Source organism: Zhongshania aliphaticivorans, assembly GCF_902705875.1.
GTDB classification, from domain to species: domain Bacteria; phylum Pseudomonadota; class Gammaproteobacteria; order Pseudomonadales; family Spongiibacteraceae; genus Spongiibacter; species Spongiibacter aliphaticivorans_A.
The window spans coordinates 2,825,473-2,851,550 of record NZ_CACSIK010000001.1 but is presented as its reverse complement, the minus strand read 5'-3'; the positions used below and the strand labels follow the sequence as shown (position 1 = coordinate 2,851,550).

Genomic DNA, 26,078 nt, shown 5'->3' with positions numbered 1-26,078 from the left:
CTAAGCAGCATAGCTGATCATTTTATGCTGCTTAACCAAACCAAGTCTTGTTCCTATACGTGGATACCCTTTAATACAGCAGCGAGAGCCATCTGTTCTGATGAGACTTCTGGGCTGCTTTCTTCGCCTTTACCCTCTTCGTTGCCTTTGGCGGCAGAAGAGTCTGGGAAGGTACGAAAGACGGTATTCATCGTAATTTCTACTGCCTTGGGCATTATGGCATTCAGCACTTGCATCGTAATCCCTAGACCAGTGGCAATACGTTTTGGTCGGCGAATAATCGCACTGCAAATCATATCTGCTGCTTCATCTGGAGACAGCGTTGGTACAGAGTTGTAGATTGATGTTGGCCCGATCATGGGTGTTCTGACCAGCGGCATGTTTATGGTGGTAAATGCGATATTTCGGTCAGAAAATTCTGCCGCCGCAGATCGAGAAAATGCATCTAATGCAGATTTTGACGCAGCATATGCCGAAAACCGCGGCGATGTACCCACAATCACAGCAATCGATGAGATATTAATAACATGGCCGGCTTTACGCTCTAGCATTGACGGCGCTAAGCCCATAATTAAACGAATAGCACCAAAGTAGTTAAGTTGCATGGTTCGCTCAAAGTCGTGGAAGCGATCAAAGGTTAATTCTAGCGAGCGACGAATTGAGCGCCCTGCATTGTTGACGAGTACGTCTACGTGGCCGTGATTTTCTAATAGCGTGGTGACCAGCTTGTCGCAGGAGCTTAAGTCAGAGACATCACAGCTATAAGCGAAGCTAGACCCGCCATTTTTAGTAATTTCTCGCTGTGTTTCTTCTAGTTTTTCAAGTGAGCGAGCGACCAGAACCACCTTGCCACCGGCGGCGGCTAACTTTATGGCTGCTGCTTTACCTATGCCCGATGAGGCGCCGGTAATAACAATAACTTTGTCTTTTACATTGCCTCGTAGTGAGCGGTCTTTAAATAAATCGGGATCGAGATTACGCTCCCAGTAGTCCCAGATTTTATGGGCGTAATCTTCAAGCGCTGGGGGCGAAATACCACTTCCTTTAAGTGCCTTGATAGTGTCGCGGCTATCAAATCGAGTCGGCATATTCATAAAACCAACCGCGTCTTGGGGGATGCCGTAATCAGACAAAACGGCATTAATAATTCGTCGTATCGGCGGCAAGCCCTTTATTAGGTTTAAAATTGATGGTGGGATGAATGCAAACATTCGCATGTCAATGCGCAGGGCAAAACGGGGGGCGTGAGCTGCTGTAGAAAAGATGTTTAATACTTCCCCCACTTGTTGTGATTCGGGGTTTACTAAATGGAAACATCTACCGTTTAAGCCCGCTTTATGTGACAGGAATTCCATTGCATCCGCAACATAGTCGACGGGGACGATATTCATTTGTCCCCCTTCGATACCAATTAATGGAACCCATTGCGGAACGCGATTACGTAATTTTTGCAGCAGTTTGAAAAAGTAATAGGGGCCATCGATTTTATCGATTTCGCCGGTTTTTGAGTCACCTACAACCATTGCGGGCCGGTAGATCCGGTATGGAATATTACATTCATTACGTACCAGTCCTTCTGAGACATGCTTTGTCCGGAAATAGGCGTGGTCGAGTCCCTTGGCCTCTTCAAACATATCTTCTCTAAATGTGCCGCGATACAGACCGGCTGCGGCTATAGAGCTAGCTAGATGGAAGCATTTGGCGGCCATTGCGTCAGCTGCACTAATCGCATTTCGTGTACCTGATACATTGGCTAGTTCTTGGCTAGCTGCATCCGCTTTAAGGTCGTAAATAGCGGCTAGGTGGTAAAAATGTTTTATCGCCCCTTTTAGCACGGCCATATCTTTTGCGCTTATTCCCAAGCGCGGTTTTGCCAAATCACCCGTTATTGCGACTAATCGGTCGCTGCTAAGTCCGGTATGTTCTAGTAAATCTTTGTACTTTTGTTTTGAGCCTCTTCTTACTAAAACATAGATAGTGCCTTTACGTTTAGCAAGACGTTCGATTAGGAAGCGGCCGATAAAACCGGTACCACCAGTGACAAAATAGCTCATGATAAATCTCCAATTATTTTTTTAAATTCTATGGATCTATGCCGTGTTATTTTTGTGCTTTTGCGTTTAGGGATGGTGAGATTGCCCTCTCTAGATCGTCAAATGCATCGTGTAAATAGTCGCTAAGGACATCTAATTTTGGCATGGCCGTGGTTGCAACTAAGCCAAACTGTAATCGGCCATCATAACTATATAGCGTAATATTTAAGTGGTTGCTTGGCGTTAAGGCGCTTATTGGGTACATCTCTTCAAGTTTTGCACCTTTTAGATAGAGAGCTTTTGGTGGCCCCGGCACGTTAGAAACTAGCGTGTTACCTAGTGGTGGTAGTACATCGCCCAGTTTCATTGCTTCGCCGATTAGTGATACGCCACCAAGGAGAACGGTATACGCCATAACCGAGGCGGGTGGTACACCATCAATTTGATAGCGAACATTTCTGAGGGTAAAACCAATTTCTCTCAGCCGTTCATAGGGGTCGGTAGTTTTATTGGCGAGTTCGACCAAAACTATGCCTATTTTATTGCCAAAACTATCGTCTCCGCTCTTTCGTAAATTGACCGGCATTTGGATAGTGATGGGTTCATCGATTTCTGCTCCGCAATCCTGGAGGTAACGATGTAGGGCACCGTCTATACAAGTTAAGGCAATATGGTTAAGGGTAGATCGAGTAAGTTTGCGTAGACGGTGGACACGCTGCATGTCTACTGCTGCGGTTGCTATCTGGCGTCCGGCACTAACTTGCCCTGTTAACGGTGTTGAGCTATTTGCTTTGAATGGGACGGCAACAGCATTTTTTGTTAAGTTTAGGGTCTCCAGTGCTAGCTGAGCACTGAGCTTTGTAAGGCCTGTAAATGCCTTTAGGTAATCACCATAACGTCCGCCCAGCTGGCTCATTACTTTCATAATGGAGATGCTGTCAGCGGTGTTTTGCAAACGTTTTTGCGGCAAGACTGACCATATCGGTGTAACCGATTTGGTGCGGGCCGATTTGCTCAGGCTGTTCACCAGCCAAGATGACATTGTTACACCGTCCGCATAAGCGTGGTGTAGTTTGGTATATATCGCAAAACGTTGGTCATCAATGCCTTGAATTACATGCATCTCCCACATTGGGCGCTCTCGATTCATGCGGACACTGTGTAATGTGCCGATGAGTTCATAAAGGCTTTCGCGGAAGTCATCGCCGTCTATGGTGTGATAAAAAATATGATTGTTGATGTTGAAATTCACATCACATTTCCAAGAGGGGGCGCTAAAGGTAGAGAATTGAATGATTTGATTAAAGGGCGCTTTAATTTCATCGATGTTTCCCGCGTATTCTTCAACAAGTTTTTCGACGTAATTGACTACCGGTTTGGCAGGTTTTCGAAACATGAGCAGGCCGCCCACATGCTTGGGGCTCGCGTCTGTTTCGGTCAGGAAAAACGCTAAATCCATCACTGAAAGTTTTGCCATTTTTTACGTGCCTTGTTTTTGTAACATATTGTTATCTTTAGGGTAGTTGGCTTGTTTATACCACTATAGCTAAAGTTGACTTGTTGAATATGACTTTAGTCTATGTCCTAATGTTTTTCTTGGCTATTGCCGTTTTTGAGTGTGATTTACACATCTCGGCCAATTCATTAGTGTTTTTATCTGAGCTCAAGCTACATCACAATAAGCTGATTTCATAGCCATAGGTCTAGAATTCGGTAAACATAAGAGACGATGGTTCATGATTAAAGGGCTTATTTCGCGCCTTAAGCGCTGGTATGCGATACCTTATCTACTACTGTGTATTGGTGTTTCCATTCAAAGTATTGCTTACCTATTGGGTGATGCGGCATTTAGTTATTCTTGGCTGGGAGCATTGGTGGCAGTGGGACCTTTAGTGCTTTTTATGAGTGTGGTGTACGCGCTGCCTTATACTCGAATCGTGCGCTTTATCGCCTTTCCTGTTGTTTCTGCACTGCTGGGAGCCGTTTTAGCCGTTATTGAAATGCGTCCTTTGCCCACGTTTTACACCTTGTTTTTTGGCTTGGGTGGTGTGCTGGTATATGTATTTTGGTACACCTATCTAGACCGTAGCGACAATATCTTGCTGCATAAAGGGGCGAAGCTACCTGATTTCACCCTAACCTCACTTGCTGGCGAGCCAGTCGTTTCATCAAGTTTTATAGGAAAAAAGGTGTTGTGGATATTTTTCAGGGGGAATTGGTGCCCAATGTGCCAGGCTCAGTTGGATAGTTTGGCAAAGGAATTTGATACTTTTAAGGCCTATGGTGTGGAGATGGTATTAATTAGTCCACAGAGCAGAGTTAAAAGTATAAAACAGAAATCACGTATGCCTGCGCCCATGCAATTTTTTGAGGATCAAGATAATCAAGCGGCCCAGCGTTTAGGTATTGTTCACCGTTACGGTGTACCGTTGGGGATTCGAGGGTATGGCCATGACACCACTCTGCCAACTGTCATTATGACAGATGAACTTGGTTGCATTATATATGTAGATTTAACAGATAATTTCCGAATTAGACCAAAACCTGAGGCTCTCCTTGAGGTTTTGAGTCACGGTTAGGGTTTAGGGGTTTAGGGGTTTAGGGGTTTAGGGGCATAGGGATTAGGAGCTAAATTTAATAATGACTAACGATGTTATAAGAGCCGCGGCGACAGCGGTTATTGTCAGAAATCATAAGGAAGGTTTGGAAACTTTATTGTTACGTCGCCATGCCCAGCTTAAGGTTGGCGGAGGACATTGGGTGTTTCCAGGCGGTACTATTGATGCTGAGGATTATTTGGGCACGGAGTCAGAGCAACAGGCTGCTCAGGTAGCTGCGGTAAGGGAGACTCAGGAAGAGGCTGGGTTAAGCCTAGTAAAAGAAAACTTCACATTGTTATCTCACTGGACAACGCCACCAGCCATGGGGCGTCGCTTTGCTACTTGGTTTTTCCTTGTTGAAGGCGGGAATGAGCCGGTCGTGGTCGATGGTGAGGAAATGGATGATTTTTGTTGGGCTAAGCCTAGGTATTTTCTGGATTTGCATCACCGTGGTGAGCTAGCGCTCATGCCACCAACGGTTGTGACCTTAACTGAATTAGCCGCTTGCTCAGCACACCTAGACGCACAGCGTTTTTATGCAACGCGCAAGGTGCCATTCTTTGAGCCTATAATCTCATCGCATAACGATAAAGTGTGTATGTTGTACGATGGTGATGCAGGTTATAGCGATGAAGCGCCTGATATTAACGGCCCAAGAAACCGTTGTTATCTAAATAATGGGGCCTGGCATTATGAGTTTAGTGCCGAATAGGGGCGAGACTATTGTGTAAATTCATATTTATTTTCCCCTCCCGCGAAGGATTTTTTAGTTAGCGGTGTTTAATCATTAACGGCCGTAACAATGAAGACATTTCTGATTAATGATGCTTGGGAGTATCTATTATGAATACTGCACAAAAAATACTTGGCGTTTTGGTTTCTCTAGCTGCTATGTCGGCGATTGCCGGTGAAGGCGAAAAGAAGCGTCCTAATTTTGATCTTAATAACGATGGTTCAGTGACAACTGAGGAACTGGCTCAACATCGCCAAACTATGTTTACTAAGATGGATTTAAATAGTGACGGTAATTTAACTCGCGAAGAGCTAGTTGAGTTTAAGGCGCAAATGAAAGCAGAGAAAGAAGCCAAAAAAGAAGCTAAGAAAGCAGATCGGGAAAAGGATCACTTTGACCGTGAAGATACCAACGGTGATGGCGTAATTTCTCAAGAAGAGTTTGCTGCAAGTGCAGCCAAGATGGCTGAACGTGTAGACCGAAATGATGATGGAACCATAGATCGTCGTGAGATGTTTAAAGCGATGCGTGATCTAGGTGGTGAGCGCCGTAAAGGTGGCGATGGTGCCTAGTTGAAACTCTGCTACTGCCAAATTAATAGGATTCAGCGTGCAAATATCTGATGTCGAATTAATGCGGCGAGTAGCAGATGGCGACCAGCAGGCGTTTTCAACGCTGCTGGATCGTCATAGTAAAATGGTTTTAAACCTTGTATATCGGATTATTCTTTCACGTGTCGATGCAGAAGATATTTGCCAAGAAGTTTTTGAGCGGCTCTGGATTCAGGCGCCTAAGTGGCAGGATGATGCCAAACTAACAACGTGGTTATATCGTGTGGCGAACAACCTAGCACTTAATCACAGTCAGCGCTTTCAGCAGCGTCATGTACATGATGATGGCTTAGTCGAGTTTATTGTTGACAGTGCTGCGGAGCCAGAATGCCCTTTGCGGGAAGCGGACTCTGAGGTGCGTGAGGCTTTGGGTGATCTTCCTGAGAATCAGCGCGCGGTAATGGCCTTCCGTTTTTATCAAGATGTTTCGGTAAAAGATATAGCCGTGATCATGGACCTATCAGCTAAGGCCGTAGAGTCATTATTAAGCCGCGCAAAGAAGCAGCTTCGAGTAAAATTGGGAGGTGTGAAATGACAGTGTTGAACAAGACCTTCTCTGTCTTAGTGGCGCGTTATGGCGGAAATTCGGCGCAGTGGCCTGCTGTATTTAGATGGTTGTTGCCCGTGTTTTTGACGGTGGACTCCTGTTCATCGCTGTGGGCGGAAACACAAGCTGAAGAGCGTAAGTTATCTGCTTTGTATCGCGATGAATTTCCGACTTTGGAGCCAAGTGATGCCTTTCGGGCGCGTCTGTCGACAATAGCGGTACCACGTCGGCAAGTGGTAAAAGAAGCGTTTATGCCAGTGTGGCGCTTGAGTTTTGCAACCGCCATGGCGTCGGCGTTACTGGGTGTGGTATTGGGTGCTGGGGGGTATTTTGCAGATTATTCTGAGTCTGATATTTATAGTTTTGATGCCACCGCAAGTTATGAAGTAAGTAATTGGATTGCAGGTACTGATTTATGAGCGCTCGTAGAAGTCTTCTCATCGCACTGTTTGTTTCTTTGGTGTTGAATGGGGTTTTAGTGGGGTCATATATTGGTCATCGCTTGATGGGCGAGGAGCGCCAAGCAATGCATGGTATGACCAAGCAGTTGTTAAAAGATGAGCCCAATGAGTTGGCCGAGCCTATGCGCCAAGTTTTGGAGTTACATCGAGGCGATATGGCAAAAGCATATCGGGAGCTTAGAAAAGCAAAGAGAGAAATGGGTGTGCTTTTAAAGCAGGAGCAAATTACCGAAGGCGATATTAGTAATGGCTTTGCCGCCATCCGACAGGCGGATGATCACTTAAAAGCAGTGAGCCATGAGGTATTGGCAACGATATTAGCTAGGCTGCCGCCAGAGCAACGCGTTAAGTTTGCATTGCGAGAACTGGGGCGAATGCAGAAGAAACCGCCTAAGCCCCAGAAACCGGGTTCACCCCCTAAGCGTGATGATAAACCCTCGCACTAGGCTTTCTAGGCGACATTACTGAGGTGTTAATTCGCCGTTGTACCAATGTCGACGCCAGCGATCAAAGACGCGATCTGGGTACCAGTTTTTTCCAAGGCTGCCATTGTATCTAGCCAACGCACGGTGAAGGTTGCCTTTTTCTTTTTGAATATAGAACTGTAGGATTTGGCAGCCGTAACGCAAGTTGGTGTCTGCATGGGTGAGATTGTCGTTTGGGCGGCCGATTTCTTTTTTCCAAAATGGCATTATTTGCATTAAGCCCTGTGCGCCAGCATGGGATACGGCAAAACGGTCAAAATAGCTTTCAACTTCAATCAGCGCCAATACTAACTCTGGGCTTAAATTGGCGGCGCTTGCCTCGCGATGGACGCTACGAAGAAATATAAGTCGTTCTTGTGGGTCCTTGATAAACCTGCTCATTCTTCCAGACATGTCGAATAACCAGACTTCTGCATCGAAACGGTCTTTGAAACTACTGGCGTTAGCGATAGCTTGCTTAAGATAAATACGTAATTCATCACGCTCTTGCTGATCTTTGGCAGATTTTGTGAGCGCTACTGCTGGCTGGTTATTTAAATCTATGGCGCTTGCTGGTGACGTTGCCAGCAGGACAAGAAACACTAACCTTGCAGTATATTTTGCAAGGCTAGTTTGTCTGCCGTTATCTGCCGTCATTTATCGGGGGAGTTGTTGTTGAATAAAATCAACAATACCGTCAATGGCAACATCTTGGTTATCACTTTCGAGGCGGTTTTTATATTCCAGCATGCCGTTATCAAGACCGCGATCACCAATAACAATACGGTGAGGAATCCCCGTCAGTTCCATGTCTGCAAATTTTACCCCTGGGCGTTCATTGCGGTCATCTAATAACACGTCATAACCCAACCCGCTTAGCGTGGCATAGAGTTGTTCTGCATGTTCGCGAACGCGCTCAGATTTCTGTAAGTTCAGTGGCACAATGGCAATTTCAAACGGCGCAATGCTAACTGGCCAGATAATGCCTTTGTCGTCATGGTTCTGTTCAATTGCAGAGGCCACTACGCGGGTAATACCAATGCCGTAACAGCCCATAGTCATCGTCTGATCTTTGCCATTTTCATTGAGGACTGTGGCCTTCAAGGCTTCTGAGTATTTTGTGCCTAGCTGGAATATGTGTCCCACTTCAATACCGCGCTTAATTAGTAAGCTGCCCTGGCCATCTGGGCTGGGATCACCTTCAACAACGTCACGTAGATCAGCAGTTTCGGTGTAGCTGGCATCTCTATCCCAATTAGCACCGCTAAGGTGGAAACCGTCTTTGTTTGCCCCACACACAAAGTCTGCGCAATGTGCAGCGCTACGATCGGCAATAATGCGTATGTTTACTCCCACGGGGCCAATAGAACCTGGTTTACAGTTCAGTGTGGCTTGGATGTCTTCTTCACTGGCAAAAGTAAGGGGGCAGGCGACGCCAGCTATTTTTTCAGCTTTTATTTCATTTAAATTGTGGTCACCACGAAGAATGAGTGCAATAAGCTGTTTATTGCACTCTTCGTCGGCATCACTGTATACAATGAGCGTTTTGAGTATTTCTGAGGTGGGTACTTTCAGAAAGGCGCTGACCTCATCGATGGTATGGGCGTCGGGGGTGGCGATTGATTCGATGGTTTTTGTGGCGGCAGGTCGTTTGCCTGCAGGCGCTAGCGCTTCTGCCATTTCAACATTTGCGGCATAGTCAGAAGTGTCGGAGAAGGCGATATCGTCTTCTCCGGAAGAGGCTAATACATGAAATTCATGTGAGGCACTGCCGCCGATAGACCCAGTGTCAGCGATGACTGGGCGGAAGTCTAAACCGAGTCTTGTAAAGATACGAGTATAGGCTGCATGCATGACGTCATAGGTTGTTTGTAAGGACGCCTGATCATTGTGAAAGGAATAGGCGTCTTTCATGATGAACTCGCGAGAGCGCATGACACCAAAGCGAGGTCGAATCTCATCGCGGAATTTGGTTTGAATTTGATAAAAATTGGCAGGTAACTGTTTGTAGCTTTTGATTTCATTGCGAATTAGGTCAGTAATAACCTCTTCGTGAGTGGGGCCGAGACAAAAAGCACGTCCATGGCGATCACCAATGCGTAATAGTTCTGCGCCGTATTGTTCCCAGCGGCCGGATTCTTCCCATAATTCTGCGGGTTGGACAATGGGCATCATGACTTCCATGGCGCCACTGCGATTCATTTCTTCGCGAACTATATTCTCAACTTTGCGTAATACTCGCAGGCCCATCGGAAGCCAGGTGTAGAGGCCGGTGGCAAGCTTGCGTATCATGCCTGCTCTAAGCATAAGTTGATGACTAATGACCTCAGCGTCGGCTGGGGTTTCTTTTTGAGTGGCAATAAGGAATTGGCTTGCGCGCATGGTGTTATTTAGGCCTTGTTTATCAATGTGGGTGCATTTTACGATTGATCGCTATCGCGGTACAGGCCATAGGAGGAGTGATGTTCAAATTACATGAGGCTTTGGCAAGAGATTGCGTTTTGGTGGGTGATTTACCCCTGTGTAAAGTGTTGTTGATGAATGACAACCAGTATCCGTGGTTGATTTTGGTACCACGTCGTCATGATATTCGGGAAATATGCGACCTAGAGCCCGCTGATCAGCAGTTATACCTTAAAGAATCGAATCTAAGCTGCGATGTTTTGAGAGCGGTTTTTAATGCTGAAAAATTGAATGTGGCCGCGCTCGGGAATATGGTGCCCCAGTTACATATTCATCATCTCGCTCGCTTTGCTAGCGACGTTGCATGGCCAAAACCAGTTTGGGGCGTGTTGCCAGCTAAACCCTATGAGCCCAGTATTTTAGCGTCGCATTTGTCCGAGTTAAGATCGGCTTATACGGCTAATGGCTTACCCTTGCTCGTCGAGGCTGATTAGGAACGGTTATGCCAAGTACTGCGTGTACCAGTGAATCGAGGGGTTAAAAATAGTCAGAAAAAGCATTGTAATTATACAAAATAGGCCTTTTTTACAGTGTTTTGAATCAAAATATGGCTTTCATCTTGTATTGGATAGCACAATCTACTATAGATAGACGCAGGCACAGGTTCGTAATTAGCATGCGGTACTTGCTGGTTGGTGCTTTAAACCAATGTAAGCTAATAAATTTAACGAGTGATACAGGATAATCTAATGGCGATAAAAAAAGCTGCTCCCAAAAAAGCTGCCGCGAAAAAGGCTCCAGCTAAAGCGAAGGTTGCTGCTGCACCTAAGCGCAAAACAACGGCTATCTCTGAGAAAATGACAAAGACGCAAATTCTGACTGAGATAGCTGAACATACCAATTTAACTCGCAAGCAAGTTGGTGAAGTGCTTGAAGAGCTGGAATTACTCATTGAGCGCAGTGTTAAAAAACGTTCACTGGGTGAGTTTACAATACCTGGATTGATGAAAATCACGACAGTTAAGAAACCAGCGACTAAGGCGCGTAAAGGCATTAACCCCTTTACTGGCGAAGAAACGATGTTTAAGGCTAAACCAGCGAGTGTTGCCGTTAAGGTGCGTCCACTGAAGAAGTTAAAAGACTTTGCTCTATAAGGTCTGAATGTCTACAGCCCCAGCAATTTTTTACGCTTGGGGCTGATTCTCCCCATTTTTCATAGATTATTTTCCCACAAATTAGCAGCTGCATTTATTGCCGCCCCCGCTTTGCGTTATAATCCCGCTCCTTTTGCGCCGCTTGGTTCGATAAGACTTCTTTTGTGCAGCTTGAGTTTTGGGAGTTTTCCTATGCCTATTTATGAATATGAGTGCCAATCGTGTCAATATGAGCATGAGGCCTTGCAGAAAATGAGCGATCCTGTATTAACGGAATGCCCTAAATGTGGGGCAGCTGAGCTTGTTAAGAAAATATCTGCTGCTGGTTTTCGCTTAAAAGGTGGTGGGTGGTACGAAACGGATTTTAAAGGCAGTGGCAAAAAGAAAAATCTAGCAGGTGAAGGCTCTGCCGGAGGATCTTCCTCTGCGTCGGATGCCTAGCGCTTTAATTGGCGAGCACTGACATCAGTTGTTTGCAACACCGAGAACCTGGCGCAGCATGCGATGCGCCAATTATGTTACTCAGAATACATTTGATATGGCGGGAATAGATCACATGCGCAGTCATTATTGCGGCAGCTTAAGTAGCGAACAGATAGATCAAGAGGTCACGTTGTGTGGTTGGGTTGACCGACGCCGTGATCATGGCGGTGTGATTTTCCTTGATATGCGTGATCGGGAAGGCATTGTTCAGGTCGTATTTGACCCAGATACAGAAGAACACTTTCGCACCGCGGACCGAGTTCGTGGTGAATACGTGTTGTGCATTCGTGGTCGGGTTCGTGCCCGTTCAGGTGCTACGGTAAACGCCAATATGAAAACCGGCGAAATCGAAGTGCTCGGCAAAGAGTTGGAGATTTTGAACGAATCTGAAACACCGCCATTTCAACTTGATGATCACACCAATGTTGGTGAAGATGTGCGCTTGCGGTACCGCTATTTAGACCTCCGTCGCCCGCAAATATCGGATAAATTACGTTTGCGTGCCAAAATTACTTCGGTACTGCGTCGTTATCTAGACAGCCAAGATTTTCTTGATATTGAAACCCCCATTTTAACCCGCGCTACGCCTGAAGGTGCGCGTGATTATTTGGTTCCTAGCCGTACCCATGCCGGTAAATTTTTCGCTTTACCGCAATCACCTCAGCTGTTTAAGCAACTGTTGATGGTGTCAGGTTTTGATCGTTATTATCAGATTGCCAAATGTTTTCGTGATGAAGATTTGCGCGCTGATCGTCAACCAGAATTTACTCAAATCGATATTGAAACTTCCTTCATGGATGACAAGCAGATTATGGCTGTCACTGAGGGTATGATTAGCGATTTGTTTAAAGAAGTCATGGATATTGACCTTGGCCGTTTCCCGACCATGCAATATGCAGAGGCAATGTCGCGATTTGGTAGCGATAAGCCGGATATGCGAATTCCGCTGGAAATGGTGGATGTTGGCGACCTGATGCAAGAGGTTGAGTTTAAAGTCTTCTCTGGCCCAGCAAAAAGTGCTGATGGCCGTGTTGCCGCTTTAAAGGTGCCAGGCGGAAATGAAGCACTGACTCGTAAGAAAATTGATGAATATACAAAATTTGTCAGCATTTATGGTGCTAAAGGGCTGGCGTATATCAAGGTTAATGATAAAGCGGACCTAGAGAATGGTTTGCAGTCACCCATTGTTAAATTTTTGCCGGAGCCTGTGCGTGAAGCAATACTGACACGTCTTAATGCAGAAAATGGCGATTTGATCTTCTTTGGTGCCGACACCACAAAAGTGGTTAATGAAGCGCTTGGCGCATTGCGTTGTAAATTGGGTGAAGATCTCAATTTATATACCTGTGAATGGGCGCCTTTATGGGTCGTCGATTTCCCAATGTTTGAGCAAGACGGCAATGGTAATTGGACGTCATTGCACCATCCATTTACCGCGCCAGCGTGTACACCCGAAGAACTCGAAAAAGCTCCCGGTGAAGCATTGTCGATTGCCTACGATATGGTGCTCAATGGCACCGAGTTAGGTGGTGGTTCGGTTCGTATTCACCGCAGCGAGATGCAGCAAGCGGTGTTTCGTGTGTTAGGTATTGGCCCAGACGAAGCAGAAGAGAAGTTTGGCTTCCTGCTTGATGCCTTAAAATACGGTGCGCCTCCGCACGGCGGTTTGGCCTTTGGTTTGGATCGTTTGGTCATGTTGATGACTGATGCCAAATCAATTCGAGATGTTATCGCATTCCCTAAAACGCAAAGTGCGGCCTGTGTTATGACCGATGCGCCGGGGCAGGTGGATGTTAAGCAATTGGGTGAGTTAAATATCCGTTTGCGTAAGTTAGAAGAAAAATAACTGAGAAATGGAGAGTAACACCTGCTCTTGTTATCTAAGGGCAGGTGTTAACATTCATCAGAAAAAATAATGGGTTAAAACCACCTATTATGGAGGGGCTGATATGGCGGGTCACAGTAAGTGGGCCAATATAAAGCACCGTAAAGCGGGGCAAGACGCCAAGCGCGGTAAAGTTTTCACTAAACTCATTCGAGAGATCGTCGTTGCGGCAAGGGCGGGTGGCCCATTACCGGACGACAATCCGCGGTTACGTGCGGTTGTCGACAAGGCGCTCACTGCAAATATGAAACGCGATACCATTGATAAGGCTATTGCGCGTGGTGCAGGGAATACCGATACCGATAATTATGATGAGGTTACTTACGAAGGTTATGGCAGCGGGGGTGTTGCCGTACTTGTTGAGTGCATGACCGATAATCGCAATAGAACCGTTGCAGATGTGCGTCATGCGTTTAATAAACGTGGTGGTAATTTGGGCACAGATGGGTCAGTTGCCTATCTTTTTACACGAATTGGTCAAATAGTTTACGGGCCAGATGTCAATGAAGATGCTCTTATAGAGGTAGCGTTAGAGGCCGGTGCTAATGATATTGTTCCCAGTCATGATGGCGGCGTGGAAGTACAAACAGAGTTTTCTGAGTTTCTGGGTGTAAAGGATACCCTTTTGGCTGCAGGATTTAGCCATAATCATGCCGATATTCAAATGTTGCCAGCAACCAGTATAGAGTTGGATCTCAAGGGGGCGGAATCCTTACTTGGCTTGGTAGATGCACTTGAAGATCTTGATGATGTGCAAAATGTGTATACCAATGCAGATATACCGGACGATGTTTTTGCTGAGTTAGCCGGGGACGAATAAGCCCTTTTCGTATTATCACTCGTTGGCGCTTGATCGTCAGCGTGTCATTATTTCTTTAAATCTGTGCATAATGCCTGCGGGAAAGCTGTTGGGTGTGTAAGTGTTTGTTAGCGCTTTTTACATCACCGGTAGCGTGGTTAGTTTTTTTTTCTACTTTATAAAGCACGCAAGATTTAAGGGTTATGACGATTATTTTGGGGGTCGACCCCGGATCACAAAAGACCGGCTTCGGTGTGATTGAGGCGGTTGGCAGTCGCCACCGCTACATTGCCAGTGGTGTGATACGCTTGCCACGGGGTGCGCTGCCTGCGCGCCTCGATATAATTTTTAAAAGTTTAACCAGCATTATTGACGAGTATTCTCCAGCCGAAGCGGTGGTAGAAGAAGTATTCATGGCGAAAAGTGCTGGATCAGCACTTAAATTGGGGCAGGCGCGCGGCGCGGCCGTGGTGGCTTGTGTCAGTAATGATGTACCAGTGGCTGAGTATACTGCTCGGCAAATTAAAAAGGCCGTTGTGGGAACCGGTGCTGCGGATAAATTTCAAGTACAGCACATGGTGAAGTTATTGCTTAAATTGCCGGCACTTCCTCAAGAAGACGCGGCTGATGCTTTGGCTGCAGCGATATGTCATGCAAATGCACGTCAGGGTTTGCAGAGTATGGCGGCAGAACCCGCGTTACGCTTGCGACGTGGGCGATTAAAATAAAGGAGTTAAAATGATAGGCCGATTACGTGGTGTATTGATAGAGAAGCAAGCGCCAGAAATTGTAATTGACATTAATGGTGTTGGCTACGAAGTGCAGGTGCCAATGACCACCATATACAGCTTGCCAGCCTTAGGCCAAGTGGTATCGCTTTACACCCAGTTTATAGTTCGCGAAGATGCACAACAGTTGTACGGCTTTGCTGATGTTGCGTCACGGCGTTTATTTCGTGATTTGATCAAGGTTAACGGGGTTGGTCCCAAGTTGGCGCTCACTATTATGTCGGGTATCGCTAGCGATGACTTTGTCCAATGTGTACAGGATGGGAATACCGCTGCTTTGGTTCGCTTGCCGGGGGTGGGAAAAAAAACCGCAGAACGTCTCGTCATTGAGATGCGTGACCGTTTACAAGACTGGGATTTACCGGCATCGAGCACTACTGCAGCGCTTGGTGGTTTGGCTAAATCCAATATTGCAGAAGCAGAAGCTGCGTTGGTGTCTCTAGGGTATAAGCCTCAAGAGGCGAGCAAGGCGATAGGTGCGGTAAAAGCGGATAACGCGAGTAGTGAGGATTTGATTCGCGCTGCTTTAAAAAACATGAGCAAGTAAAGATATTAATCTGACATGATAGAAATTGACCGCTTAATAGCACCCGATGCAAGTGAGCCTTTAGAAGAGCGCTTTGATCGCGCAATCCGGCCGAAAACCTTAGCTGATTATATTGGTCAGCCAGTGGTGTGCGAGCAGATGAATATTTTTGTGAGTGCGGCTCGGATGCGTAGCGAACCCTTGGATCACACCCTCATTTTTGGCCCACCGGGTTTAGGTAAGACAACTTTGGCCAATATTTTAGCCAATGAAATGGGGGTGTCATTAAAAACGACATCCGGCCCCGTATTGGAAAAAGCCGGGGATTTGGCTGCCTTGATGACAAATTTAGATGCCGGTGATGTGTTGTTTATTGATGAAATTCATCGTCTCAGTTCAAATATAGAAGAGATATTATATCCGGCAATGGAAGACTACCAGCTGGATATTATGATTGGCGAGGGGCCTGCAGCGCGGTCTATTAAATTAGATTTGCCGCCATTTACGTTGGTGGGTGCCACAACCCGTGCCGGTTTGTTAACGTCGCCGCTGAGAGATCGCTTTGGCATAGTGCAGCGATTAGAATTCTACGGTGTTAATGACCTTACAACGATTGTCTCGCGTTCTGCTGAGATCCTAGGTATGCAACTAGATCGAGATGGCGCCTATGAGATAGCGCTGCGCTCTCGGGGAACGCCGCGGATAGCTAATAGGCTGTTGCGTCGTGTGCGAGATTACGCTGAGGTGAAGTCTGATGGGCGTGTGAGCAAAGAGATCGCAGATCAGGCATTAAATATGCTTAACGTTGATGGTATTGGTTTCGATCATTTGGATCGACGCTTACTACTAATGATGATCGAACGCTTTGGTGGTGGCCCTGTAGGGGTTGATAGCTTGGCTGCGGCTATTAGTGAAGAGCGAGGCACCATTGAAGATGTGCTGGAGCCATATTTAATTCAGCAAGGCTTTATTATTCGCACCCCAAGAGGGCGTGTAGTGACAAATCATGCTTATCGTCATTTTGGCTTGCCAATGCCAAAAAGTGATGACGATGGTGGTGATAGTTAATGGAATTCAAAATGCCGTTGCGGGTCTACATGGAAGACACGGACGCCGGCGGGATCGTTTTTTATGTCAACTATTTAAAGTTTTTTGAGCGTGCCCGTACAGAGTACATGCGCGAACTAGGTTTTCATAAAGCCGCATTTATTGATGACTCGCTGATGTTTGTGGTCACCGGGTTATCGACAAAATATTTACGACCAGCCAAGTTGGATGAGCAACTTATTGTAACGGCTACGGTCATAGCGGCAACAAAAGTCTCGATACACTTTAAACAGCAGGTTTATCGTGGCAATGAGGTCTTATGTGACGGCGATGTAAAGTTAGCTTGTGTTGATAAGTTGAGCCTTAAGCCAAAACGAATGCCAGAAGCTCTATTATCAGTGTTAAATCGTAAAAACAACAAAGTGTAATCAAGAAACTACGGGAGTTAACTGTGGGACAAGAACTTTCCATTTGGCAATTAGTGAGTCAAGCCAGCGTGTTTGTGCAGCTGATCATGCTGATATTGCTGCTAGCATCAGTGGTATCTTGGTATCAAATTGCTCAGCGCATGATGTATTTTGGTCAGGCGCAAAAAGAGATGGTGCGTTTTGAATCGCGCTTTTGGTCTGGGACAGACCTTAATACCTTGTACGCCGAGGGAAGCGATAAACGCGGTGTTATGGGGATGGAAAGTGTTTTTCGGGCTGGTTTTAAAGAATTTACTCGCTTGGCAAAAAAGAAGCTAGATTCTGATGCCATGATGGAGGCTTGTCAGCGCTCTATGCGAGTTGCTCTGTCTCGAGAAGAAGAGGCTATGGAGAGTGGGCTTCCATTTTTGGCGACAGTAGGGTCAACGAGTCCCTATGTAGGTTTGTTGGGAACAGTTTGGGGGATCATGGGGTCATTTCATGGTCTTGGGCAGGTTCAGCAGGCAACCTTGGCGACAGTAGCACCAGGTATTTCTGAGGCACTGGTAGCGACGGCTATGGGTTTGATTGCGGCGATTCCGGCAGTGGTTTCGTATAACCGTTTTTCAGCCAAAGTTGACTCTTTTGCCGGTAAGTACGAGACATTTTCAGAGGAGTTTTCCAGCATCCTGCATCGCCAAATTCATTCGCGAGATTAGGAGTTTAGCTTATGTCTCGGCGAAATAAACGCAAGCCCATGTCAGACATCAATGTCGTTCCATACATTGATGTCATGCTGGTCCTGCTGATTGTCTTTATGGTAACCGCGCCACTGTTAGTGCAGGGTGTGCAGGTAGATTTGCCTCAAGCATCGACAGAGCCTGTTCCGCAAACTGATGACGATCCTATTGTTGTGTCTGTGGACAAGGCGGGAAAATATTACGTCACCTTGGGAGACCCAGAAAAGCAAGGTGAGCCGGTAGCGTTAGCAGAAATCAGCGATAAACTGGGTAAAATTTTGCGTAACAAACCTAAAACGCCAGTAATGGTAAAAGGGGATGGTGCAGTTGATTATGCCAGTGTTATTGCTGCGATGGCGGCCTTGCAGGGAGCTGGAGCTACATCAATTGGCTTGATTACCGAGGAACCACAGTCGCGCAGTGGAGCGAAATAAGCGCGATGAATGATTTTAAGTTGGTGCCAACCGCGTTCACGGTAGTCCTTCATGGTGTGGCAATTGCTTTTCTGCTTTTGGGGCTTCCTGAGAGTACCCAGGTGATCAAGCAAAATGAAAAGCCCTTAGCGATTCAAGCGAAACTGGTGATAGAAAAGCCTGTGTCGCGGCCAGTGAAACCCAAGCCGAAACCGAAACCAACGAAAAAGCCTGAGGTCAAACCAGAGGTGAAGCCTGTTAAAAAGCCAGAGCCGAAACCCGAGGTTAAGCCAGCGCCAACACCAAAGCCTACGCCAAAAGGGCCAACACCCGAAGAAGTGCGTAAGAAAAAGGCTGAGGAAAAAGCCAAAGCAGAAGCTAGGCAGCGCGCCTTGGAAGAGGAGATTCGGCAGCAACAGCAGAAAGAGTTGGCTGATGCTTTAGCCTCTGAAGATGAGCTGATGGATGAGGGGGAGTTGGCGTCAACGTATATTGAGTTGATTGCAAAATTAATTGGCCAGAATTGGACTTTGCCGCCAACCGCTCGAAATGGCATGAAAACAACCGTGCGGATAACAACGGCGCCAAGTGGTGATATTGTTGGGCACCAGGTGGTTAAGAGTAGTGGTAACCCAGCGTTTGATGACTCAGCAACAAGAGCCATCACGAGGTTGGGCCGAATTGAAGAGTTGGCGGATTTGTATAAAGAGAACCCCAGCGTCTATAACAGTAAATTCAAAGTATTTAACTTTGACTTTATTCCCACAGATTTGAGGCGGTAATGTTAATACGGATTATTACAGCAATCATGTTTTTGGCGGTCAGCGGGCTTTCTACCGCTGATTTGACTATTGAAATTAATAAGGGAAATGACGATCCTGTTCCCATCGCCGTTGTCCCATTTGGATGGCAGTCTGGGCTCACGGTCGCAGAAGATATTGCCGCCATTGTTGAAAGTGATTTACATCGCAGTGGTCAGTTCGCCCCTTTAAGTCGATCTGATATGTTGGGGCGCCCACAAAACTCTACAGAAGTTTATTATCGTGACTGGAAGAGCCTTGGAGTTGATTACGTTGTTGTTGGGACGCTTTCACAGGAAATGACGGGCTCCGTAACGGCAAATTATGAACTTTTGGATGTAAATACCCAGCGCGTCATACTTACCGGCAAAGAATCGGTAAGCCTTGATAAGCCCCGTTATTTAGCGCATAGCGTAAGCGATAAAATATATGAAAAACTCACAAATATTCGTGGTGCTTTCCGTACCCAATTGCTTTATGTTTCTGCCGTTCGCGAAGGGGGTAACCGAACCCGCTTCCGTTTGCTGAAAAGCGATATTGATGGCGCTAATGAATCGGTGTTATTTGATAGTCGAGAGCCCATTATGGCGCCAACATGGTCGCCTGATGGACAGAAAATTGCCTATGTATCTTTTGAAACAACGCGTCCTGCTATTTATATTCAGGACTTGCGGACCAATGTGCGCAAGCAACTTACCTCGTTTAGAGGGTTGAATGGTGCGCCGGCGTTTTCACCGGATGGATCAAAAATGGCAATGGTGTTGTCAAAAGATGGCAGCCCCGATATATATGTAATGGATCTGGCGAGTGGTAACTTACAGCGAGTCACGAATCATTTTGCTATTGATACCGAGCCAGCATGGATGCCGGATGGAAAATCGATAGTGTTTACATCTGACCGCGGCGGCAAACCTCAGATTTATAAGGTTGACGTAAATAGCGGGTCAGTAGAGCGGGTTACCTTTAGTGGTGATTATAATGCTAGGGCGAGAGTGTTAGCAGATGGTCTAGGTTTAGTGATGGTGCATAGAGAAAATGGTAATTTTCATATCGCGGTTATGGATTTAAAGCGTAACCGTGTTGAAATTCTCACCACCACAAATTTAGATGAGTCACCTAGTGTGGCGCCAAACGCCAGTATGCTATTGTATGCTACGCAGTATGATGGCAAAGGTGTGTTGGCGGCAGTATCGATAGACGGCGGTGTGAAGTATCGATTGCCGTCGCGATTCGGGGATGTGCGCGAACCGGCTTGGTCGCCTTTTCTTCAATGAAGTAGTAGCCGGGAACCAAATACCGATTAGACAATGGATATTGTATAGTCGGAAGTGTGTAATTAAAACTTGACGGGAAAATGCCATGAAATACCAAGCAAAAAATATGTTTTTTGGGGTCGCGATTTTGAGTGCGATGTTAGTAGGTTGTGCTTCAACTGATACTGATAGCAGTGGCCAAGCAGGCGCTGACACAGTAGATACGTACACAGAGACTACTGATACAATAAAAGACACAACCTATAACACTGACGAGATGGCAAGTCTCGAAACTGTATTTTATTTCGAGTTTGACCAAGCCACACTGACCGTAAAAGCACGTAAGGCATTGGATGCGCAAATTGCTCGTCTTAAAAAGACAACAGGACCTGTTCGTTTAGAGGGGCATGCGGATGAGCGTGGTACTCGCGAATATAATATTGCACTTGGAGAGCGTCGTGCGATTTCGGTTGCTGATTACATGGCAATCAATGGCATTCCACGCTACCGTATAGAAACTGTTAGCTACGGTGAAGAGCGTCCGCTTGCATTCGGTCAATCTGAATCAACGTACTCGCAAAACCGTCGTGTTGAACTGAAGTAATAGAAAGGCGTACTGATGCGGTTTATTAAACCACTGTTTCTGCTGCTGCCGGCAGCATGTTTATCGGCACAGTTGTGGGCGCAAGTCCCCGTTGTTGATGTAGGCTCCTCTCGCGCTGATACCAAGTCAAACCGAGGCATGGAAGGCGAGATGTATCAGCAATTGCAATTGCTACGTCAGGAAATTATGGCGTTGCGGGGAACGGTGGAAGAACAAGGGTATCAGTTACGCCAGTTAAAGCAGCAAAGCTTAGATCGATATATAGATATTGATCGACGCTTGACCGCGAGTAGTGATACAGCCGGTAGTGTCGATGTTACAGCAACAGTTCCGGCTGCTATTTCACCGGTAGATGGGCAGGTTTCAGCTGAAGAAAGTAGCAGTGTCAGTAATCCTACAGCGCCTTCACCTACCACGACTTCGTCAATACTCGATGGCGATGAATCATCAGATTATGCCAAATCGTATAGCTTAGTAAAAAGTGCGTCATACAAAGAAGCGATAACGGCGTTTACAAGTTACGTGGAAAAATACCCCTCTGGTCGGTATACACCTAATGCTTGGTACTGGCTTGGTGAACTATACGTCGCCGTAAAACCCCAGAACTTGCCCGCCGCGACAGAAGCATTTCAGCGATTGTTAACTGATTACCCCAATCACGGCAAAGTACCAGCAGCAATGTATAAGCTAGGTACCGTGTATTTTCTGAATGATGACAAGACCAAATCACAGGAAATGCTTACGCACGTTATTGATCGTTACGGCAACACGGGCAATTCAGCCGTGAATAAATCACGAGAGTTTCTCCGCAAGAATTTTTAAGCTTTCGCGGGGTAACGCTTTCGCGGCTGATCTCCGGCAATAAACTTGTATCCGGCAGCCTGCACTTATGAATACGAATACCTTGCGTATTACCGAAATTTTTTATTCTCTCCAGGGTGAGTCCCGCACCTTGGGTTTGCCTACCGTTTTTGTGCGCTTAACTGGTTGCCCATTGCGATGCGTGTATTGCGATACTGAATACGCATTTCATGGTGGTGAGCGTCGTCTTATTGACGATATTTTATCTGAAGTAGCATCTTATAAGCCACGCTATGTCTGTGTTACCGGTGGCGAGCCACTAGCGCAGCCAGAATGCCACACCCTGTTGGCGGCTCTGTGCGATGCAGGGTATCAAGTATCATTGGAAACCAGTGGTGCCTTGAGTGTTGCTAAGGTCGACGCGAGAGTGTCAAAAGTAGTCGATTTAAAGACTCCAGCTTCAGGTGAAATGCATCGTAATCTTATGGATAATATCGCCTTTATAACGAGTAATGATCAAGTAAAGTTTGTTTTATGCGATCGTGAAGATTATGACTGGGCACGATTTCAAGTTGATACACATAGCTTGGCAGATAAAGCGGGGGAGGTTTTATTCTCACCGAGCTTTGGTCAATTAAACGCGACAGACCTAGCTAATTGGATAGTTGATGACAATTTGCCCGTACGTTTTCAAATGCAATTGCATAAAATACTTTGGAATGATGCCGCAGGTCACTAAAAGTGCGAGTTTATAGGCAGAGAGGGCAGTAAATTTTGGTAAAGAAAGCAGTGGTACTGGTGTCTGGTGGCTTAGATAGCGCCACGGTATTGGCTCAGGCGCGAGCAGCTGGCTATGAGTGTTATGCATTAGCATTTGATTATGGTCAAAGACATAGAGCCGAATTGGTTGCCGCAAAGCGTGTTGCCGAATCGGGTGGAGCCGCAGCGTTTAAAATCATTAATTTGGATTTAAGTAGTATTGGTGGCTCCGCGCTCACAGATATGAATATTGACGTTCCTGATGCTGGAGCAAGTGGTATTCCAATTACATACGTACCAGCTCGAAATACCGTCTTTTTGTCGATTGCCCTTGGTTGGGCCGAAGTGCTAAATGCCAATGATATTTTTATTGGCGTTAATGCAGTTGATTACTCGGGTTATCCGGATTGTCGTCCCGCATTTATAGAGGCGTTTGAAACACTTGCAAACGTAGCCACTAAGGCAGGTGTGGAGGGGAATGGAATGCATATTCATACGCCATTGATGGCCCTTAGCAAGGCAGACATTGTAAAGGCGGGTACTCAACTGGGTGTAGATTACGCTCAGACGGTGTCGTGTTATCAGGCTAATGATAAGGGTGAGGCCTGTGGTCGCTGTGATAGCTGCTATTTACGACGTGAAGGTTTTGAGCAGGCGGGCATCATCGATCCAACGCGCTATAGCTAACCGTAATAAAACTGCTTTTTTTACACCTAGGTGGTTGTTTTTTATTTAGAAATCAGTATTATAAGCGCCTCTTTCGGGGCCGTTAGCTCAGTGGTAGAGCAGTTGGCTTTTAACCAATTGGTCGATGGTTCGAATCCATCACGGCCCACCATCAAATTCCGAAGAAAATCAAAGCGTTGCAGATGTGCAGCGCTTTTTTTTCGCCTACAGTTTTAGTCATTTTTGAGCCTGTGACGGATCTGTGACAAATTCGTGCCAAATCTGTGGCAAATCCTCTTTGATTGAGCTCATAAAAAGAGCTCCTTTTGACCTGTTAGCTTTCCTCTGTCACGGGGTTTGGTGCGCGTACTAACAGGTCAGTTATATCGCAATCAAAATAGTCACAAAGGCGATCAATAATGTCGAGCGTTGGATTGTAGCCTCGATTTTTCCCAATTTTAGAAAGTGTTGCTCGATGGATACCTGTCGCCTCGGACACGTCAACCATTGTTGCTGATTTGCCTTCGCGAAACTCTTTGTCTGCGAGCATTTCCTTTAAACGAACTCTTATCATGTTGATTAATTGGCCTATAAGTTAATTAATATGTTGGCACGCATACTAATGCGTGTATATCCTGCAAACAAGTTGGCATATGCGCCAACTCATGAATGGATAGGCAACTTAGAGGAAATATACATGAGTTATACGTACCTGACTACTGACGCTTTAGCGGCTCGAATTCACTATGAGCCAACCACTATTCGAACTTCCCTAAAGGACTCAGTCCTGATGGAAGGAACTCATTACATCCGCCCGTTTGGTGGACGTAAAATTCTTTATATTTGGGAGAACATTGAGCGCGATATGACGGCAGCATCAAATAGTGATTTGATTTCTATACCTCTTACATCGGGAGGTGTGTGCAATGGCTAAAATTACTGTCCGAAAGGAAACAGGAACTCTCCTTTTTGATTTTAACTATAGGGGTGCACGCTGCCGTGAACAAACTACCCTCAAAGACACTAAAACTAACCGTCGTAAGATGGAAAAAGTCCTTGAGCGTATTGAGCAGGAAATCGTGGCTGGTACGTTTGATTATGCGCGGTTCTTTCCTGGTAGCAATCGTGCGAGTCAGTTCGAGAGTAGTGCTCCTGTATCCGCTTCTGTTGTGCAAGGGACGGTGGCTAATAACGTCGTTGTACCTCCCTCTGTAGTTGCTCCGGTTGTTGTAGAGCGTACAACATTAACCTTTGTTGAGTTCACCGCAATTTGGCTGCGTGAGAATGGTGCTATATGGCGAAACAATACGTTGAGAGCTGCAAAGGTGCAGGTGAATGGTTACCTATTACCACGCTTTGGTTCAAAGCAACTGCATCAAATTCTAAAGGCTGACTGTTTAGCCTTTCGGGCAGATATCGCAGCACCAGGTGGCAGCATCAAAAACCGAACACTGTCAGCTAAAACCGTGAATGAAATTATGCAGGTCTTGGGTGCCATTCTCGCCGAGGGAGCAGACCGCTATGAATTCCCTAACCCCATGCAAAATGTAAAACGGCTCAAGGCACCGAAGGTGCATATCGACCCCATGTCATTCGACGAGGTCGAGAAGTTTATTTCCGCAGTACGTCCAGATTATAAACAGTATTTCATTGTGCGGTTTTTTACTGGTTTACGAACAGGGGAGGTGCACGGTCTTCAGTGGAAATACATCGACTTTGAGCGTCGCGAAATCCTTGTTCGAGAAACCTATAGCCACCTCGGTAAGGAATACACCAAGAATGATGGCTCACAACGTGAAGTCCACATGTCGGAGCCGGTGTATCAAGCCCTTAAGGCACAGCACACCGCGTCAGCTCATCTTAGTGAGTATGTGTTCTGTACTCGCATTGGTACGCCTATAGACCCGCTGAACGTCAATAAGCGGATATGGAAGCCAACCCTGAAATTACTGGGCATGAAAGACCGTCGCTTTTATCAAACACGTCATACCGCAGCAACGCTCTGGCTTGCGTCTGGTGAAGCCCCTGAATGGATAGCTAAGCAAATGGGGCACACCAGTACTGAGATGTTATTTAAAGTTTACTCGCGTTACGTGCCTAACTTGACCCGTCAAGATGGTTCAGCGTTCGAACGGTTGTTACTACAGAGAATGGGAGGGAATATCCAATGAATACATTAACGAAAGAGACTGCTTCAGTCCTAGCAAATTTACTCAGCTCTAGCGTAACAACGTGCTATAACGATGACTTAGTCGCAATCCTAGGCACTGGTCGGGAGCCAGATAATAAGGCGGCAATACAGTCTTGGTTGTTGTCTAGATTGCCTTATTTCGAACAAGAGGTGTCAGACAGAATTATGGCGCACTCGGCCGCGATGTTGGATTTATTCTTGAATGATGTACGGGTAGAAATAGCTATTGGTTTTGGATTAGAACTCCCGTTGCAAAATGATTTTATTCCATCCAAAGAGCTAAGTAATCAAGAATTGCGATGCATAGCCCGATCAATTTACTTACTGATGTTAGGGGAGGGCACAAGAACATACCTAGATGCACTTATCCGCGTGGCGTTGGGTGGCGACGATAATGTAGTCGATAGTATTGCAGCGTGGTTATCTTCGCAGGTGAGTGGCTATGTGTATAACCCTAGCGAATTAACCATTCCGTTAGCACAACGGTTTATGAAAAAGCTTAAGCAGGTCAGCGAGACATATTGATTTTATGTTGACCTTAGGAAAATGATTGGAGAAAAAAGATATGGAGCTAAATAGAAACATTGAAAATCAGAAAGAAAAAGTTATACCGATAAGTCGATTAAGGCGTGAGTTCAATAGCGTGATACGTAACATTATGCGCGGTAAGAATAATATTTATGCTGTCACCCGCAAGGATAAGCCTGTTGTTTATCTTGTAAAGCACGAGTTATATCTTGAGTGGTTGGATGAAGTTGAAAAAATACAGGCTCATATTAAATCGCTCGAAGAAATGTCTAGTGATTAAATTAACGGAAATTGAACCTGGAAATTATTTGAACTTGTAAAATATTTTGTGTATCTGCCTGAATAGCAGAATTATTGGGTTAGATGTTATCAAGTCGAATTC

31 protein-coding genes and 1 tRNA gene are annotated in these 26,078 nt (G+C 46.0%); 27 read left to right on the top strand and 5 right to left on the bottom strand.

All coding sequences use genetic code 11. From position 1 onward, the window contains the following. Window positions 1-53 precede the first annotated feature (53 nt). Window positions 54-2,054 carry an SDR family oxidoreductase gene (locus tag AELLOGFF_RS12840; protein WP_159269108.1) on the bottom strand — a complete coding sequence of 667 codons (2,001 nt, stop codon included), beginning with the start codon at window positions 2,052-2,054 and terminating at the stop codon, window positions 54-56. A 46-nt stretch (window positions 2,055-2,100) separates the two neighbouring features. Continuing rightward, the gene (locus tag AELLOGFF_RS12835) at window positions 2,101-3,510 is read right to left on the bottom strand and encodes a wax ester/triacylglycerol synthase domain-containing protein (RefSeq protein WP_159269107.1); all 1,410 of its coding nucleotides are present in this window, start codon (window positions 3,508-3,510) and stop codon (window positions 2,101-2,103) included. 259 nt (window positions 3,511-3,769) lie between these two features. On the opposite strand from AELLOGFF_RS12835, the gene AELLOGFF_RS12830 reads away from it, so the two are divergent. From AELLOGFF_RS12830 to AELLOGFF_RS12805, 6 genes are all read left to right on the top strand, one after another. Beyond that, window positions 3,770-4,612: a redoxin domain-containing protein gene (locus tag AELLOGFF_RS12830; RefSeq protein WP_159269106.1), complete on the top strand. Its 843-nt coding sequence runs from the start codon at window positions 3,770-3,772 to the stop codon at window positions 4,610-4,612. A 61-nt stretch (window positions 4,613-4,673) separates the two neighbouring features. Further along, window positions 4,674-5,345: an NUDIX hydrolase gene (locus tag AELLOGFF_RS12825; protein WP_159269105.1), complete on the top strand. Its 672-nt coding sequence runs from the start codon at window positions 4,674-4,676 to the stop codon at window positions 5,343-5,345. Window positions 5,346-5,476: 131 nt separating this feature from the next. After that, on the top strand, window positions 5,477-5,938 hold the full coding sequence (locus AELLOGFF_RS12820; RefSeq protein ID WP_159269104.1) for an EF-hand domain-containing protein: 462 nt from the start codon (window positions 5,477-5,479) through the stop codon (window positions 5,936-5,938). A 37-nt stretch (window positions 5,939-5,975) separates the two neighbouring features. Continuing rightward, window positions 5,976-6,512, top strand: a complete 537-nt coding sequence (locus tag AELLOGFF_RS12815; protein ID WP_159269103.1) for an RNA polymerase sigma factor — start codon at window positions 5,976-5,978, stop codon at window positions 6,510-6,512. Further along, window positions 6,509-6,943 carry a hypothetical protein gene (locus AELLOGFF_RS12810; protein ID WP_159269102.1) on the top strand — a complete coding sequence of 145 codons (435 nt, stop codon included), beginning with the start codon at window positions 6,509-6,511 and terminating at the stop codon, window positions 6,941-6,943. The genes AELLOGFF_RS12815 and AELLOGFF_RS12810 overlap by 4 nt, the downstream gene beginning before the upstream one ends. Continuing rightward, window positions 6,940-7,431, top strand: a complete 492-nt coding sequence (locus tag AELLOGFF_RS12805; protein ID WP_159269101.1) for a periplasmic heavy metal sensor — start codon at window positions 6,940-6,942, stop codon at window positions 7,429-7,431. Before AELLOGFF_RS12810 ends, AELLOGFF_RS12805 begins: the two co-directional genes overlap by 4 nt. A 15-nt stretch (window positions 7,432-7,446) precedes the next feature. On the opposite strand, the gene AELLOGFF_RS12800 is transcribed toward AELLOGFF_RS12805, so the two are convergent. Beyond that, window positions 7,447-8,106, bottom strand: a complete 660-nt coding sequence (locus AELLOGFF_RS12800; RefSeq protein ID WP_159269100.1) for a lytic transglycosylase domain-containing protein — start codon at window positions 8,104-8,106, stop codon at window positions 7,447-7,449. Beyond that, complete coding sequence (locus tag AELLOGFF_RS12795) at window positions 8,107-9,831, bottom strand: proline--tRNA ligase (RefSeq protein WP_159269099.1); 1,725 nt, start codon at window positions 9,829-9,831, stop codon at window positions 8,107-8,109. It lies immediately after the preceding gene. Between the two features lie 80 nt (window positions 9,832-9,911). On the opposite strand from AELLOGFF_RS12795, the gene AELLOGFF_RS12790 reads away from it, so the two are divergent. The 18 genes from AELLOGFF_RS12790 (at window position 9,912) to AELLOGFF_RS12705 (ending at window position 23,149) form a co-directional block, all read left to right on the top strand. Further along, entirely contained in the window at window positions 9,912-10,346 is a 435-nt protein-coding gene (locus AELLOGFF_RS12790; RefSeq protein WP_159269098.1) for an HIT domain-containing protein, read from the top strand. Window positions 10,347-10,601: 255 nt separating this feature from the next. Further along, on the top strand, window positions 10,602-11,006 hold the full coding sequence (locus tag AELLOGFF_RS12785) for an HU family DNA-binding protein (protein ID WP_159269097.1): 405 nt from the start codon (window positions 10,602-10,604) through the stop codon (window positions 11,004-11,006). 192 nt (window positions 11,007-11,198) lie between these two features. Next, window positions 11,199-11,447 carry an FmdB family zinc ribbon protein gene (locus AELLOGFF_RS12780; protein ID WP_159269096.1) on the top strand — a complete coding sequence of 83 codons (249 nt, stop codon included), beginning with the start codon at window positions 11,199-11,201 and terminating at the stop codon, window positions 11,445-11,447. A 115-nt stretch (window positions 11,448-11,562) separates the two neighbouring features. Continuing rightward, window positions 11,563-13,335, top strand: a complete 1,773-nt coding sequence (gene aspS / locus AELLOGFF_RS12775; protein ID WP_159269411.1) for an aspartate--tRNA ligase — start codon at window positions 11,563-11,565, stop codon at window positions 13,333-13,335. Window positions 13,336-13,438: 103 nt separating this feature from the next. Further along, window positions 13,439-14,194, top strand: a complete 756-nt coding sequence (locus AELLOGFF_RS12770) for a YebC/PmpR family DNA-binding transcriptional regulator (RefSeq protein ID WP_159269095.1) — start codon at window positions 13,439-13,441, stop codon at window positions 14,192-14,194. A gap of 182 nt (window positions 14,195-14,376) precedes the next feature. Continuing rightward, entirely contained in the window at window positions 14,377-14,901 is a 525-nt protein-coding gene (ruvC, locus tag AELLOGFF_RS12765; RefSeq protein WP_159269094.1) for a crossover junction endodeoxyribonuclease RuvC, read from the top strand. Between the two features lie 10 nt (window positions 14,902-14,911). Then, window positions 14,912-15,508 carry a Holliday junction branch migration protein RuvA gene (gene ruvA, locus AELLOGFF_RS12760; RefSeq protein WP_159269093.1) on the top strand — a complete coding sequence of 199 codons (597 nt, stop codon included), beginning with the start codon at window positions 14,912-14,914 and terminating at the stop codon, window positions 15,506-15,508. A gap of 15 nt (window positions 15,509-15,523) precedes the next feature. Continuing rightward, window positions 15,524-16,555: a Holliday junction branch migration DNA helicase RuvB gene (gene ruvB, locus AELLOGFF_RS12755; RefSeq protein ID WP_159269092.1), complete on the top strand. Its 1,032-nt coding sequence runs from the start codon at window positions 15,524-15,526 to the stop codon at window positions 16,553-16,555. Next, window positions 16,555-16,962: a tol-pal system-associated acyl-CoA thioesterase gene (gene ybgC, locus AELLOGFF_RS12750; RefSeq protein ID WP_159269091.1), complete on the top strand. Its 408-nt coding sequence runs from the start codon at window positions 16,555-16,557 to the stop codon at window positions 16,960-16,962. The genes ruvB and ybgC overlap by 1 nt, the downstream gene beginning before the upstream one ends. 23 nt (window positions 16,963-16,985) lie before the next feature. Continuing rightward, on the top strand, window positions 16,986-17,660 hold the full coding sequence (tolQ, locus tag AELLOGFF_RS12745; RefSeq protein WP_159269090.1) for a protein TolQ: 675 nt from the start codon (window positions 16,986-16,988) through the stop codon (window positions 17,658-17,660). An 11-nt stretch (window positions 17,661-17,671) separates the two neighbouring features. Further along, window positions 17,672-18,115, top strand: a complete 444-nt coding sequence (tolR, locus tag AELLOGFF_RS12740) for a protein TolR (protein WP_159269089.1) — start codon at window positions 17,672-17,674, stop codon at window positions 18,113-18,115. Window positions 18,116-18,120: 5 nt separating this feature from the next. Further along, window positions 18,121-18,876, top strand: a complete 756-nt coding sequence (locus tag AELLOGFF_RS12735; RefSeq protein WP_159269088.1) for a cell envelope integrity protein TolA — start codon at window positions 18,121-18,123, stop codon at window positions 18,874-18,876. Next, complete coding sequence (gene tolB, locus AELLOGFF_RS12730) at window positions 18,876-20,168, top strand: Tol-Pal system beta propeller repeat protein TolB (protein WP_200842666.1); 1,293 nt, start codon at window positions 18,876-18,878, stop codon at window positions 20,166-20,168. The genes AELLOGFF_RS12735 and tolB overlap by 1 nt, the downstream gene beginning before the upstream one ends. A gap of 85 nt (window positions 20,169-20,253) precedes the next feature. Further along, a complete protein-coding gene (locus tag AELLOGFF_RS12725) occupies window positions 20,254-20,751 on the top strand; it encodes an OmpA family protein (protein ID WP_159269087.1) in 498 nt (165 codons plus the stop codon). Between the two features lie 15 nt (window positions 20,752-20,766). Beyond that, on the top strand, window positions 20,767-21,573 hold the full coding sequence (ybgF, locus tag AELLOGFF_RS12720; protein ID WP_159269086.1) for a tol-pal system protein YbgF: 807 nt from the start codon (window positions 20,767-20,769) through the stop codon (window positions 21,571-21,573). Between the two features lie 67 nt (window positions 21,574-21,640). Next, a complete protein-coding gene (gene queE, locus AELLOGFF_RS12715; RefSeq protein ID WP_159269085.1) occupies window positions 21,641-22,291 on the top strand; it encodes a 7-carboxy-7-deazaguanine synthase QueE in 651 nt (216 codons plus the stop codon). Between the two features lie 35 nt (window positions 22,292-22,326). Then, on the top strand, window positions 22,327-22,998 hold the full coding sequence (queC, locus tag AELLOGFF_RS12710; RefSeq protein ID WP_159269084.1) for a 7-cyano-7-deazaguanine synthase QueC: 672 nt from the start codon (window positions 22,327-22,329) through the stop codon (window positions 22,996-22,998). A 76-nt stretch (window positions 22,999-23,074) separates the two neighbouring features. Then, window positions 23,075-23,149: transfer RNA gene (locus AELLOGFF_RS12705), tRNA-Lys, on the top strand. A gap of 162 nt (window positions 23,150-23,311) precedes the next feature. Here AELLOGFF_RS12705 and AELLOGFF_RS12700 read toward each other — a convergent pair. Then, window positions 23,312-23,551: a helix-turn-helix domain-containing protein gene (locus tag AELLOGFF_RS12700; RefSeq protein ID WP_159269083.1), complete on the bottom strand. Its 240-nt coding sequence runs from the start codon at window positions 23,549-23,551 to the stop codon at window positions 23,312-23,314. Window positions 23,552-23,903: 352 nt separating this feature from the next. Here AELLOGFF_RS12700 and AELLOGFF_RS12695 point away from each other — a divergent pair, with 352 nt between their 5' ends. The 3 genes from AELLOGFF_RS12695 to AELLOGFF_RS12685 are packed head-to-tail and all read left to right on the top strand — an operon-like array spanning window position 23,904 to window position 25,976. Further along, complete coding sequence (locus AELLOGFF_RS12695; protein ID WP_159269081.1) at window positions 23,904-25,148, top strand: site-specific integrase; 1,245 nt, start codon at window positions 23,904-23,906, stop codon at window positions 25,146-25,148. After that, the gene (locus AELLOGFF_RS12690; protein WP_159269080.1) at window positions 25,145-25,693 is read left to right on the top strand and encodes a hypothetical protein; all 549 of its coding nucleotides are present in this window, start codon (window positions 25,145-25,147) and stop codon (window positions 25,691-25,693) included. The genes AELLOGFF_RS12695 and AELLOGFF_RS12690 overlap by 4 nt, the downstream gene beginning before the upstream one ends. A gap of 25 nt (window positions 25,694-25,718) precedes the next feature. Further along, window positions 25,719-25,976 (top strand): hypothetical protein, encoded by a 258-nt coding sequence (locus AELLOGFF_RS12685; protein WP_159269079.1) that lies wholly within the window; start codon window positions 25,719-25,721, stop codon window positions 25,974-25,976. Window positions 25,977-26,078 lie beyond the last annotated feature (102 nt).